The following is a 15,758-nucleotide window of genomic DNA, read 5'->3' as shown; positions in this document are numbered from 1 at the left end:
ATTTGGCTTTATTTAGTTTTTCCAGAGATACAGGAGCTTACATCGTGGAACTCGATCGCGTAAATCGCTTGCAATCTGCACTGTTAGCTGAGCAACCCTCACTAACATCAAACGCTTTATCTCCATTGAGCATTCCACTTAATCCTGGTACTCTCTCTGGACTCTTTTCTAGGGCTTATCCTTCGTCATCTGAACCAAAATCGCTCGTGATTGTCGATGGCGTGTTGGCGACCGATGAACAACTCTTAAAAGCAATCAACTCGAATCAGGTAGTTGTGATTCTTGATCCGAGTCAGAATGGCATTGATCAAATCAGCAATATTTTATCTCAATATCAAAATTTAGAAGCGCTTCACATCATTTCTCACGGCAATGCAGGCTTGTTGCAGCTTGGTTCGACTGAATTGAGTTTGGACACGCTCGATCGCAATGCGTCACAGTTAGCAAGCTGGCAAAATGCGCTGGCTCCCGATGCTGATGTTCTTCTGTATGCGTGTAATGCAGCATTGGGTTCACAAGGGAATTTGTTCATTCAGCGCCTCAGTCAATTGCTCGGGGCTGATATTGCGGCTTCAGATGACATCACAGGCAGTCAAAAGCTTAGCGGAGATTGGATACTTGAAGTTAGCACCGGAGAAATTACTGCGAAAAGTCCGATCGACACTACTGCGATCGCGCTGTACGATTCCACCTTAGCAGCGATTTCATCCACTGTTGTTCAAGGACTCAAGACCGGATTGCAGCAGTTCGCGACTTGGAGCGATCGCATTGAAACCTTATCCGCCTTTACCGCCGAAATTCCGGTTGTTGGGAACTCGATCGCGGATGTGATCGATATCAGTTCACTGCTCAAAAATCGGCTCGTTGATCCGTTGGTGAGCTATCTCGATACAGATGCAACACCAACCGTTTCAGAACTGCTCGATCGCATTGGATCGCTCAGTGTACCGGTCGGAGATTTAACGTTCACCATTGATCCAGCCTCGATCGCGAGTGCATTAGTCGGCAACGATCTCAGTTTTAATCTGAAGTTTGAAGCAACTCGCACGATCACAACTGATTTCGATTTGGGAGAGCAAGCTGCAACCGATTTTGGTGTAAAGCTGAATGGTGCAACCACGGTTGGTCTTACAGGCAAAATTGTATTTGATTTTGCGTTTGGATATAACACTACCAATGGATTAGCCCCTTCAGAAGCGTTCTACATTAAAGTCAAGGAACTATCTGCAAGCGCGATCGCACAAGCGAACAATCTGAATGTTGGCTTAGAAGTGGGCTTCCTCGGTGCAGAAGTGAAAAACGGCAGTCTTAGCCTGAATGCGAATCTTGCCGCAGCTTTTAATGATCCAAATGCTGATAGTAAGCTCACGCTGGATGAGTTGCAGGAAACTTCGATTACTACCCTCGTTTCACTCACCCCAACGGGTGCATTGAATGTGAGTCTTCCAGTATCGGCACAATTGGCAGGACTGGCGCTTCCAGGAACGCCCACTTTAACGATCGCGGATGACAATGTATTCACGGGCAATCTTCCAAGCGTTAATGTTCAAGACTTTGCCCAACTGCTGAACTTCAAACAGCTTAAACCTGCGGATGTGGTGAACTTGATTCGTCAAGTCGGCGGCGCATTAGAAAACATCTCAGCGGGATTAAACCCAGAAGGCGGAATTCCATTTCTTCAAGAAGGAATTGATGCAGTTGTTGACTTTACTAAAATCATCGATGATTTAACCAATGGATTCTTTGATCAGGCGATCAATGCTTCGCGAGTTGCAGTACAGACCGGAGTGTTAAGCGCGGCTGCAAGCTTTGATCTCAAAATTAACAATGAAGCAGCGATCACCATTACAGTAGCGCAAGATGCAACAAATCGGAATCTTGATGATTTGGCTGCTGATGTCAATGCTGCGATCGCAACTGCAAATCTGGCTCAAAGAGTGATAGCAGAGCGATCGGACGATCGACTGGTATTGAAAGCATTAAAATCAGGCGAAACGCTCTCCATCACGACAGCAAGTAACAGTGTCGCAGCGACTGAACTCGGCTTTAGTACAGCGACAAGTATTGCTGTTCAGAAGTTCAACACGATTCAAGAACTGGTTGATGAACTGGTCATCCTCACAGGGTTGAACAAAGCGGGCATTGATGCAAAATACGATGCTGCTAAAAATGCACTCACGTTCAAAATTGCGAAGAGTGCAGATTTTGAGAAATCTGTAGAGTTCGATTTTAGCCAAGACATTGATCTTGGAATCGCCAGCCTCAATCTAGCTGGAGGCGCGACTGGAACGTTTAACGTGAATGCAGGATTTGCGCTAGGAATTGGCATCAGTCTCGATTTGCCCAAGGAGGGAGAAAGCTTTAGTCAACGACTGTTTTTCACCTCAGACAGTCGCATTTTTGCAGATGCAACCATCAGCGCCGATGATATTGGTCTATCCGCAGCCCTTTCGATCCTTGAAATCGGCATTGAAAACGGGACTGCATCTCTTGATCTCAATGCGGCTTTGGGTCTAAAAGATCCGACTGCAAACGACCTAGGCATCACGTTAAGTGATTTGCTCAATAATGCTGGCTCATTGAGCACGATCGTGAATCCAACGTTCACGGTGGCAGGCAGCGTTGTGCTACCGATCGCGATCGAGGGTCTTTCAGATTTTGGTCTGACACTCGGAACCCAGCCCCAGCTTGAACTTGGATTCACGCTTGATCCGCTGACGAAAACATTAGAGACGACAGCGACGGCACAAGGATTTAGTGAAATTGTCGATCGCTTTAAGAACTTCTCAGTGAAAGATGTTCTGTCTTTAGTGGGTAAGACGATCGATTTTCTGCTTGATGAAGATAACAAAGCACTCAATACCAAACTTCCATTAGTCAATCAATCGCTGAATGAACTGCTTGGATTCCTTGATCCGATTCAACAAGCTTACGGCGAAATTCAGGACAAAATTGAAGGAATTAAATCGCTGCTGTCGAGTAAACTCGCTGCGATTCGGACAGAATCGACCAAGCCAGGATTTGCAGATTCGCTTTCTGAAGAAACCCGTGATCAACTTACCCAAGCATTAGATCTTTTAGAGGGTGCAGTTCAACAGATTCCAACGGGTGTCGCTGCGATCGCAAATGGTATTCCGTCTCAAGTGATTAGTCGCATGGGGCAGGTGCGGAGATTGTTGAATGATCTATCGGATTCTGTCGATAAAACAGCAATCAAGGCTGCTTTTAGTGGATTCACAGCAGAGCTTCCCTCCGCACAAACGATCGCGAAGTTTCTATTTGAATCGTTTGGCTTTGACTTCCCAGAATTTGGAGCCGCTGTTGCACAAGTCCGTACTGATCTGAATGCTGCAATTCAATCTTTGACCGGAGCAAACACAGATGAGCTTGAGGATGCTTTGGCGTTGATGGATCAAGCAATCAGCCAAAGCAATCCGTTTACGATGACGCAAGCTTTCACAACATTGAAAGCGGGAATTAAAGCGCTTTCTAGCAGCTTATCGACAGACGACCTCAACACATTCAATGATGTCCTTGCTGACTTCTCGAAAGCAGTTCCTCAGAGATTTTCATTAACGTTTAGTGATGATGGAGAACTGCTGTTTGGATTTGACTATGACATTGCTCAATTCGAGAAAAAAGACATTCCCCTGAACTTCTCTCTAGAAGATCAAGGCGTATCGATTCCGATCGACTTCCGCACCGAAGGCAAAATTGATATGTTCCTAGGTGCAAGTCTCAGTCTTGGATTTGGTCTAGAATTCCTCACTGCATCACCGTTTGTTCAGCCGTTCATTCAAGCTTCAACAGGTTTAGAACTGTACGCCAAATTCAACGTGAATAACTTCGGCGCGACAGTTGGAATTGGTGGTGTTGAGGCAAGCTTGGGCAACGGTGAAGGAACACTCTCACTTCAAAATGGAACTGATCCTGCAACATTCAAAGTCGGTTTAAAAGATCCCAACAGTGACGGCAAAATTCTATTTTCAGAATTGGGACTCAATAGCATCGAGTTCACCACCGAGGGCAGAATCGATGTGACTTTACCGATCGCGTTTGTTGGGGTCGAAGTCGGTGAAGTCATTGCAGAGTTACCCGACCTCACAGATTTCAGCACCTTCAAACTCGAAACCAGCGGACTGCTGAACAGTCTTCAAACTGGCAAGCTCGACTTAAACACCCTGTTAACCGGAATTGATCTTTTCCTGGCGGTGTTGCAGAAAGGTCTTGAAGGCGATGTTCTAGCTCGCTTACCGATCGTCGGTAAAAATCTCAATCTTGGTGGAGCAGGTTCGTTTATCAAAGACCTGCGTGAAGAGTTCCTCGCTCCTCTACGCGATATTGTTAGAACTGGACCCGCTCAAATCGAAAACGCAATTCGAGACATCATCTATAACAATCTCCATACCAAACTTGGAATTCTCGGAGATGACAATAACGATGGTGTGATTGACCTCACAGATGTTGCAGTTTCATTAGATATTAATGTTGGAGAATTCACGATCGATTTCAGCATCGGTGGGACAAGCACGTTTGAAACCGATTTTGATCTCGGTTTAGAAGCATTCGTCTTTGATATCAAATCAACAGGTGGAGTTGCACTATCTCTAGGATACGAACTGCAACTTGGATTTGGAATCAATACGACAGAAGGCTTCTTCCTGAGAGTCCCACAGAACGAAGCAGACTTTAAGTTCGATCTGGGAGTCAATCTCAAAAATGGAACAACCATTTCGGCTGATTTATTCTTCTTGAACATTGCAGCGACAAATAAACTGCTCAACGAAGCCGACGACAACAAAGACTACAACAAAGACGGCGATAAAACCGACACCTTCCAAACCGGAATTAATGGCGAAATTGGAGTGGATCTTGTTGATCCAAACAGAGATGGCAAGCTGGTTCTGTCAGAGCTTCGAGATGTCAAAATTGCAGCCACTCTGAGTACAAGCGCAATCATCTCGCTGAATCTGCAAGCAGGGGTCGGTCAAGCAGATAGTCCCTTACCCAAAATTGGTGCAGATCTCTTTGTTGAATGGTCGTTTGAGAAAGGATTTGGAGCAGCCGCAGGAACAGGTGAATCAAGAGCACCGATCGTTTCACTCAACAATCTAGGCTTAGATCTGGGCGACTTTATGACTCGTGCAATCAAGCCGCTGCTTGAGAACGTCAATGAGTACCTGAAGCCGATTCGCCCAGTGCTGGACTTAATGGAAAAAGAGCTGCCTGGAATCTCTGATCTGTCCAAAATGCTTGGGCGCGGACCTGTTACCTTTATTGATGCAATTCGGCTGTTTGGGCGTGGAGGTTCAACGATCGCTCGCTGGTTGGAAATTGTGCGATCGGTTGATTCATTTATCCAAGAATCCGCCGAAACCGAAGGAAATATCTTCATTAGTTTCGGTGACTTCGATTTTTCCCAAGACTTACGCAAACCGGGTGACATTGATCTAGGCAGTGGTGGCTTTAATGGTGGAGTCTCTAGCATTGATGATTCACTCGGTCGTCTTAAGAGTGGTACGGGTACAGGCACAGGTACAGGCACCGGAAGCACTGGAGCAATTTCTAAGCTAAAAGGATTGTTCGGCAAACTCAGACAAATTGGTCTTGACTTTCCACTGCTGAGCAATCCTGCTAACGTTCTCGGCTTATTCACTGGAAAAACAGTTGATCTGGTCACTTGGAAAATACCAGAACTCAAAGCAGAACTCTCTTTCTCACAGCGTTTTGGTCCGCTCATTCCCCCGATTCCATTGTTTGCTAACGTTGGCGGAACGCTGGGGGTCGCTGCAAACTTCTCGATCGGCTTTGACACTCGTGGAATTCAGACCGGAAACTTCCTAGAAGGCTTCTACTTTGGCGATCGCGCAAATGTCTTTACCGGAACTGATATTGCAGAAGTCTCTCTCTATGCAACCTTCACCGCAGGCGCATCAATCTCTGCCGTTGTCGCTGAAGCAGGAGTCGAAGGAGGCATTCGAGCCAACATCGGCGCAAACTGGAACGATCCGAACGATGACGGAAAAATCTACATTGATGAACTGCTCTCGACTCCGATCGCTTGCGTGTTCGATCTATCGGGTTCACTCAGTGCATTCCTTCGAGCTTACGGACGCATCGGATTTGATACCTTCCTATTCGGCTTTGTCACACTGTTTGAAACTGATATTACGATCGTCGATGTCAAGCTGCTTGACTTTAATCTCAGTTGTGAAGAACGGGCGAAACCTCCAGTTTTGGCAGAGGTCGAAAGTGGCGTACTGAAACTCAACTTAGGCGATCGAGCTTCAAGACGCGGTGAAGGTCAAACCGATGGCGATGAAAAATTCGCCTTGAAACAGCTTGAACCCGGCAAGATTGAAGTCACCTACGCCGGATATACACAAGTTTACAGCGGCGTTAGCTCGATCGAAGGAGATGGCGGACAAGGCAATGATTCGATCCTGCTCGATGAGTCGATCACGGTGAATGCGACTCTTCGAGGCGGTGCAGGCAATGACAATCTTCGAGGCGGTGCAGGCAACGATAGCATCTTTGGCGGTGTAGGTAACGATCAGTTAGCAGGTGGAACAGGTAACGACACACTTGAAGGTGAAGACGGAGATGATCAACTCGTCGGCGGTGCAGGTGAAGACATCCTTCGGGGTGGCGCAGGCAACGACAATCTATCCGGTGATACAGGCGCGAATGATACCGCGATCGCATTTAGAGACATTCTCGAAGGTGGAGACGGTAACGATAATATTCGCGGCGATGCGGGAGATGATGAAGTCACAGGCGGAACAGGTCGCGATGTGATCTTCGGAGGTCGTGGCAATGATACCTTGCGCGGTGGGGATGACAATGACCTGATCGAAGGAGGTGCAGGTGCAGATCAAATCTTTGGAGATGCGGGAGATGATGCAATCTATGGAGATTCCACGACTGCTCCAGATGCCGCTCAAGATGGCGATGATGTGATTCGAGGCGGTAGCGGAAACGATACGATCGAAGATCTCAGCGGTAACAATCAACTCTTTGGAGATGAGGGTGATGATCAGCTAAAAGCGGGAAGTGGAACCGATTACGTTGAAGGCGGTGCAGGGAACGACAAACTCTGGGCGGGTGCAGGTGTCGATCGATTAGTCGGCGGTAGTAGTACTGCAACGGCAGCAACTCTAGATGGTGATGATGAACTGTGTGGAGAAGCGGGCAACGATATCTTGATTGGAGATCACGGCACGATCGCAAACAATGGGACTGTCACCCTAATCGGTGGAGCGGGAGCCGATAAGCTCTATGGTGCTGATGGCGATGATATCTTGTTCGGTCAAGGTGGCGATGACTCGCTTGAAGGTGCAGCGGGTAATGATGCACTGTTCGGGGGTCAAGGTGCAGATACGTTACGTTCTCAAGAAGGCGATGACTATCTTGAAGGCGGCGCGGGTAACGACATCATCAATGCAGGAATTGGTAATGATCTGATCATTGGGGGTTCTTCGACGTATCTCCCTGAAGGTGGAGCAGACGGCAACGATACAATCACTGCCGCAGAAGGCAATGATATTGTGCTGAGTGATGATGCTCGTGTTCTGAATAGCAATAATCAAGCGGTGATCTCGATCGCGCAAATGAGCACGATCGAAACCAATGGCGGCTCTGGTGCGGATACCATCTTCGGCAGTGCAGGCAATGACATTATCTTTGGTGGCGGCGGTGCAGATAGCATCATCGGTGATGCAGATGGAGTCAGCGGCGATGACATCATTGTGGGTGACGAAGGAAACTGGAGTGCCACTCAAATTCGTGCGATCGCGGGTTCGGGTGGTGCTGATCTGATTACAGGCAGCGGCGGAAATGACATCTTGCTGGGCGGGGACGGCAACGATACGATCTCAGGTGATCTAGGCGAAGACATCTTAGTAGGTGACAATGGTCAGGTCACACGCACTCAAGCTGGTGTGGTCACACGCATTCAGACTGCAACCCCGAACAGTGGCGGTAATGATACGTTATCGGGCGGCAACAATGCTGATGTGATTCTGGGTGGCTCTGGAGATGATGGTATTACAGGCGGAAGTGATGATGCGATCGACATTCTTTTAGGTGATAACGGCGTTGTGGTTCGTGCGGATGGTAGCTCTGAAGCGAATGATATCTATTCGATTGATGAAGGCATCGGAGGACAAGACACGATCGCAGGCGGACTGGGCAATGATGTGATTCTGGGTGGAGCCGGAAACGATCAACTCACTGGCAACGAAGGCTTTGACACGATTGTTGGGGATAGCGGTTACATCACTCGTAACGCATCTGATCGCATTGATAGTATTGAAACTCGACGCTCGGATCTCGGTGGCAACGATACGATCGCTGGCAACGAAGGCAATGACCTTCTGATTGGGGGTGCAGCCGATGACACGATCAGCGGTGATGCGGGTTTTGATCTCCTGATCGGGGATGGGGGTCGGATCACGCTGACGGATGGTGTATTGATGCGAGCAGCAACCCTTGAAGCGACATTCGGCGGAAATGACTTACTCAAGGGAAATGCAGATGCCTCGATCATCTTTGGTGGAACAGGCGACGACACGATCGAAGTGAGTCCTGAAGCAACCGATAATATTTTGTTCGGTGATAATGGTGTGTTTGTCGGTGCAGATGGCAGCGAACAAGCAAATGACATCTACTCCACTGATCCAGAAAATGGCGGTGTCGATACGATCACAGGTGGACTCGGAAACGACATCATCATCGGAGGTTCTGGCGGTACTGATCGAGCGGGTATCGGAGGCGATCGCATCTTTGGCAACGAAGGCGATGATCTGGTGATGGGCGATCATGCCTACCTCAGTTTTAGCGATGCGGGTGCCCTTGAGCAAATTAGAAGCATTTTCCCGGATCAAGGGGGCGATGACACGATCGAAGGAAATGCGGGTGATGATGTGCTGCTGGGCGGTTCTGGTAGCGATAACATTACGGCACATGCGGGCGATGACATTGCGATCGGAGATAACGGTGCCCTGAACTACGCGCCCAATTCTATTAATGTCAGTCTTGTGATCACCACAACCGATCCAGCACTGGGGGGTAACGATATCATTCAAGCGAACGAGGGCGATGATATTGTCTTCGGTGGTGCAGCAGATGACAGCATTGTGGGTGATATCGGTGACGATGTTCTATTCGGTGACCATGGCGAGATTGAATTTAGTAGCAGCACGAATGCAATTGAACTCGTTCGCTCAGCCGATCCAGAAATGGGTGGAAACGATGTCATCGAAGGCAATGCAGGCGGCGATCTGATCATCGGGGGTGCGGGTGGCGATAATATTCAAGGCAATGCAGGACAGGATATTATCCTCGGTGATGCTGGCGCTGTCAGTTTCCTTGATATCCAGCAGGGGCTGCAACAGGTCACAATTCTCAGCACTTCACCTGAAGTTGCGGGCAATGATGTAATCACAGGCGATGCAGACAACGATCGCATCGTTGGGGGTGCAGGTGACGATACCATTCAAGGCAACGCGGGACAAGATGTCATTCTAGGTGACAGTGGAACGCTAATCTATGACCTTCAGGGTGAAAGTCAGTTGTTTAATGTAATTTCTACAACTGCTCCAGAGATCGGTGGTAATGATGTGATCACGGGCGATGAGGGTGACGATCGCATTCTTGGCGGTGCTGGAAACGACAGCATCGCAGGCAATGCAGGCAAAGACATTATCCTCGGTGACAATGGATTGCTTAGCTATACTGCTGGAGAAAATGGCAGACTGACAATGATTGAAACCAGTTCACCGGAAATTGGTGGTAATGATTCCATTACAGGCGATGAAGATGACGATCGCATTCTCGGCGGTGCTGGAAATGATGACATTCAAGGCAATGCAGGCGAAGATATTATTCTCGGTGACAATGGAACGCTGCCTTATGTTCTAGTCAATGGTGAGAATGCTTTAACAATCATCACGACTTCTGATTCTGGGTTTGGTGGCGATGATGTCATTACTGGGAACGAAGGTGACGATCGTATTCTGGGTGGCACTGGAAACGATGATATCCAAGGCAACGCAGGCAAAGATATCATTCTCGGTGACAATGGTGTTCTCTCATATCTGATTGATCAAAATCCGAGCACTTTAGATACGATCGAGGTGCTTTCACCAGAGATTGGCGGCGATGACATCATTGCAGGTAACGAAGACGACGATATTGTCATTGCTGGAGCGGGCAGCGATCGAGCAACCGGAGACGCTGGAAATGATTTCCTTGCTGGGGATAATGCTCAAATCATTCTAGACGGTGGGCGGATTCGCCAATTTAACAGCACCTCTCCAGAAATTGGTGGCGATGACACGATTTCTGGTGGTGAGGGTGTAGATTTGATTCTGGGTGGATTTGCTCAGGATAGTCTCTACGGCGATGCGGGTCACGATCGCATTCTCGGTGATAATGGTCGATTTGACTTTGCTTTTGCAGGTGACACCGTTGTGAGTGCCGACAGTGATCTATCTACCTTAGATATCATCACCACAACTGATCCAAACTTCGGTGGAAACGACATCATTTATGGTGGCGCAGGTGAAGATCAACTCTTGGGCGGTACAGGCGAAGACTTTGTTGCTGGAGAGAACGGCACTGACCCGAATGCTCTCGCTTCTGGAGAATGGTCGATCGTCGGTCAAGGTGATTTTAATGGAGATGGGCGAGAAGATTTAGTCTGGCGCAACCGAATTCGAGGCGATGTAGCTGTTTGGTTGATGAACGGCAAGGATGTGCTAGATTTCGCGATCGTGGCTCCTGGAATTCCGTCGAACTGGAAAATCGAGGGTGTTCAAGACTTGAACAATGATGGTAAAGCTGACCTCGTTTGGCGCGAACAAATTCAGGGCGGCGTTGCCATCTGGCTGATGGATGGTAAGCGGGTGATTGATGGCTCATTCGTGCCGAGCATTCCGCTGAATTGGTCGATCGTCGGTGTTCATGATTTGAACAATGATGGTAAAGCGGATCTAATCTGGCGTGAGAAGTTCCAAGGCGACGTGGCAGTCTGGCTGATGGATGGTAAGGATGTGATCGATGCTGGACTTGTACCCGGTATTCCGCTGAATTGGTCGATCGAGCATATTGGTGATTTGAACAATGATGGTAAAGCAGATCTAATCTGGCGCGAGAAATTCCAAGGCAACGTGGTGGTCTGGTTGATGGATGGCAAGAACGTCACTGATGGTTCACTGGTTTCGAGCATTCCAATCAACTGGAAAATCGAGCAAGTCGGTGACTTGAACAATGACGGTAAAGCTGACTTGATCTGGCGCGAACAGAATCAAGGTAACGTGGTGGTCTGGTTAATGGATGGCAAGAACGTCACTGATGGTTCACTGGTTTCGAGCATTCCAATCAACTGGAAAATCGAGCAAGTCGGTGACTTGAACAATGACGGTAAAGCTGACTTGATCTGGCGCGAACAGAATCAAGGTGGAGTCGCAGTCTGGCTGATGGACGGCAAGAACGTGATCAATGGCTCGTTGATTTCAAGCATTCCGCTGAATTGGTCGATTCAAACTGTGGGTGACTTGAACAAAGACGGTAAAGTTGACCTGATTTGGCGCGAACAGAGCGGAGAAGTCGCAATTTGGATGATGGATGGAATCGATGTTCAAGATGCTTCTTTCTTTAGCGAGCGATTGACTTCAACATCAGATAACACAATTCCATCTGATGACTTGTTAATGGGTGATCACGGCATTGTTTATCAAGCACTTCAACGCGATCGCAATTACATTTCGATCAATACCCAAGCAACCGAAGGCGGCGGTAATGATATTCTCTACGGCAATCAGGGCGATGATATTCTGCTCGGTCAGCAAGGCAATGATGACCTGAATGGCAATGAGGGCGAAGATGATATGATCGGCGGTCACAATGTGATTGGGGGTGCAGACGGCGACGATCGCATGGATGGGGGTGCAGCAGCGGATGTAATGATTGGTGACAATGGCACGATCACACGTCGATTAGTCAACGGAACTTGGCAGCGGTATGTTGCACCGTTTAATAGTGTGATTCGGGATGTAACTCGCTTTGATGATGTCGATCGCATTGGTGGAAATGACACCATGAATGGCGGTTCAGGTGATGACATCATTCAGGGTCAACGCGGTAACGATCGCATCGATGGCGGTGCAGGCGATGATGAACTGTATGGGCAACTCGGTGACGATTTCATCACAGGTGGTGATGGTCAAGATACAATCTTGGGCGATGTTGGTCTGATCTCGCGCGATTACAATCCTGATGGAACAGCTAGAGTGAACTTGAATGGTTCTTGGCATCGAGACGTGATTCTCACTGATGTAGGTAGCTTGTCGGGAACGATCAGCGGCATTCAGCCTGGACAGTTCCAAAATCCTGATTTGCTCTTGCTTGCGGGTGAGTATGATGCAGCGGGTAACAAAGTGCTTGAAGCAGGTCAGTGGAAGCTTTCAACTTATCAAGTTTCACTGTTTGCGGATGGAAATGATGCGATCGATGGTGGCAATGGAGAAGATGCAATCTTTGGTCAGCGTGGAAATGATGTGATTCAAGGTGGCTTGGGCAACGATTACATCGAAGGAAATGCGGGGAACGATCGCATTGATGATCAAGGCGGCGATGACTTGATCATTGGTGATGATTCGGTGAATTTGATGCCATTTAATGCCGAGCTTCCGACTGTGACTCGCGGCATTCATTTGATTGAACAATCTGTGAATCTGAACTTAGAGTTAGGATTGTTCGGCACGATCGTGACTCCGAATATGACGCTGATTCCGAAGCCGTTCTACGGATTGCTGCCGACCTTAACGCGATCGCAACCTCTCTCTCGCGATAATTCACCCACTCCGATCATTGATGTGCTGCGACGCGCAAGCGGGAACACATTGAAGCCGTTTGTCTCAGTCATTCCGAATGCTGTGGATCATTTGGATCTGTTAGCAGGCAACGATCAGATTGCGGCGGGCGCTGGTTTAGATACGATCGTCGGTGATAACTACATGAATACGATTCCGCTGAGAACGGGAATCGGCTCGATCGATCAAAGCTTCGATCTGATGACGCGATCGCTCTATCATTTGATGTACGACTTGCAGAGTTTGGAACTTGCTGTCACGGGTCGGAGTGGAGCGCAACCGCAAGAATTCACGGCTGGCGGTGATGTGATCGATGGCGGTGACGATCGCGATTTAGTCATGAGCGATAACGGAGTCGTCTTGAGTGGAATGGTTGTGAAGTCTCCATCTGATGCTGCAACTTTGAGCCAGCAAATTCTTGATTTACAGCAAGTACTGACTGCGTTTAATGCGACAGTGAACGCGATTTCTGCTCCGCTGGGTGGTACAACTACTCAACCGTATACATTCGCGATCGGGAACGATATCGTGAGCGGTGGCAGTGGAGATGACAAACTGTTGGCAGACGATTCGATGATTCTCGAACCGATCTTCCGCAATCCGAACTATGTCCGAGGCTCATTCTGGAACTATGCACTGATTGGACCCGATAAACCTGCTCGATCGGATCTGCGTCAGTTTAATCTCAAGCTCGGTAACGATCAAATGAGCGGCGGCGACGGGAATGATCTGATGGTTGCAGGCTACAGCAATTTAATTCTGCCACTGGTCGATCGAGCACCTCAAACGAACGCAGATCGGATTCAACTGCAACGAGACTTAGAACTGTTGTCTGAAGATGCGAAAGTGTTCATTCGTGACCTTCACACCAGTACACACGGCATTAATTACCCAAGCGCAAATCAGTCTCATACCTTGATTACAGGTAATGATCAGATGAACGGCGATCGCGGCGACGATATCATGGTCGGCGATAACATTACTTTGATGATGCCTGTGATCAATCGCCAGCTTGATTTGAACTTTGAATTGAACAAGAGCTTCTTTGACTACGGCGAAGAAGAACACAACTTCAATCAAGTGATGCCACATCAATACAATTTTATCTATCGCATTCCTGGTTCCGCAGTCACTCAACTGACCGAAGATACTCTATTCGGCGGCGATGGTAACGATATTCTGTTTGGTGTGAGAGGCATTGATCAACTCAGCGGCAACAATGGTGATGATTATCTGTTTGGCGGTGAAGAAACCGATGGACTCGATGGCGGTGCAGGAAACAACATTGTTCGTGCAACGAATCCCAGTGCAGCAGATTTAATCGTCATCAATCCAACGATTCGGACACTGCTACTGAACTTCCTGAGTCCAACGCTGCAAAGAACGATCGTCGAACTCGATCAATCGAAAAATGATTTATCGATCGATGGAGATCTTCAGATCAACTTCCCGAATTAAGCTGTTTTCGCTGGGCGATTAATTTCAACAATCGTCCAGCGAATAGCATTGCGACTACTGCGATCGCGATCGATTGCCCAATCCACAATCCTGTACTTCCTAAACCGAGATGAAATCCAAGCAAATACCCTGCGGATAATCCAACTCCCCAATAGCCCAATACATTGAGCACCATCGGAATTTGAGTGTCTTGTAAGCCTTGCAAAGAGCCATATACCGCTTTTTGAAAGCCATCGAGGACTTGAGCGATCGCAGCAATGATCAACAAGGGAATTGCTAACGAAATAATCGCTGCATTTTCTGGATTTTGCACATCGAGATAGATGCCAATCACTTGTTTAGGAAAAAGTAGAACTGCGATCGACACTCCCGACATAAATAGAACCGTCATTATCAAACTGACCCAAGTTGCTTGCTGAATGCCGAGAATATCTTGCTTTCCTAGCCATTGTCCGACTCTCACCGTTGTGGCAAACGATATTCCAAGCGGCACCATGAAGATCACGACGATTGTTTGAAACACAATCTGATGAGCAGCTAAGGCGGCAGTTCCGAGTGTCCCCATCCAAAACGTCGTTACCATGAAGAAGCCCATTTCCAGCCCAGAAAATAGACCAATTGGAACACCAACCCAAGCGAGTTCCCACAGAATCTTTGGACGAATCCGATGCAACTCTTGAAACACTCGATAGTCTCTCAGCTTCGGATGCAGGAAAATATACAATGCTAATGCTAGGAACATTCCCCACAGTGCAAGTACACTCGATAACGCCAGTCCCGCCAGTCCCATTTCTGGAAAGCCAAACTCCCCAAACCCCAAGATATAGTTTCCAACAATGTTAAATGCGGTTCCTACGATCACAATGATCATCACTGGACGTGCCTGAGAAAGAGCAGAAACGGTTGCTCTTAATGCAGCAAATCCAACGGCTGGAAACAATCCCCACAGCATAATATCAAGATAGGTATTCGCAAGCCGAACGGTCGTTTCTGTTTGTCCGGTGTGAATCATCCAGCGATCGAGAGATCCCGTCACAATCATCATCGGAATGGTAACAATCAGAGATAACCAAAGTCCTTGACGTGCCAGTTGCTGAGTTCTCGTTTTTTGCCCCGCTCCGAACGCTTCTGCAATTAACGGACTCACCCCCATCACCATGCTGCTCGTCGTCGCCATAATCGAGAGATAAATAATCGCTGCGAGTCCTCCTCCCGCTAAAATCTCGGCTCCCATTCTGCCCATCATGATCGTGTCTGCAAATCCAGTCGCAGACTGAGCGACCTGAGCACTTGCCAGCGGAATCGCGAGTTTCAGAAATTCTTGAACTTCGCTTTGAATCCGACTTGGCACCCGAATCATATTCATCGTGACACTTCCTTGATTCCTTAGACTTCTAACTTAGCGGTTAATCGAATGCGATCGCA

The 15,758-nt window shown here is 48.0% G+C and carries 2 protein-coding genes; one reads left to right on the top strand and one right to left on the bottom strand.

Annotation, left to right across the window (positions count from 1 at the left end):
• Positions 1-44: 44 nt before the first annotated feature.
• A complete protein-coding gene (locus NIES2104_RS32965) occupies positions 45-14,333 on the top strand; it encodes a DUF4347 domain-containing protein (RefSeq protein ID WP_058998374.1) in 14,289 nt (4,762 codons plus the stop codon).
• Here the strand turns inward: NIES2104_RS32965 and NIES2104_RS11665 are convergent.
• Positions 14,317-15,699, bottom strand: coding sequence for an MATE family efflux transporter (locus NIES2104_RS11665; protein WP_058998373.1), 1,383 nt, complete (start codon positions 15,697-15,699; stop codon positions 14,317-14,319). The two genes, NIES2104_RS32965 and NIES2104_RS11665, sit on opposite strands and share 17 nt — an antisense overlap.
• Between the last annotated feature and the right edge of the window lie 59 nt (positions 15,700-15,758).

It is taken from the genome of Leptolyngbya sp. NIES-2104 (assembly GCF_001485215.1).
GTDB lineage: Bacteria > Cyanobacteriota > Cyanobacteriia > Leptolyngbyales > Leptolyngbyaceae > Leptolyngbya.
Note: the sequence above shows the minus strand (reverse complement) of the source record. Positions and strands in the feature narration are given on the sequence as shown.

Coding starts and splice junctions, on each gene's coding strand:
- NIES2104_RS11665 (WP_058998373.1), bottom strand. CDS start 15,699: ATGAATATGATTCGGGTGCCAAGTCGGATTCAAAGCGAAGTTCAAGAA.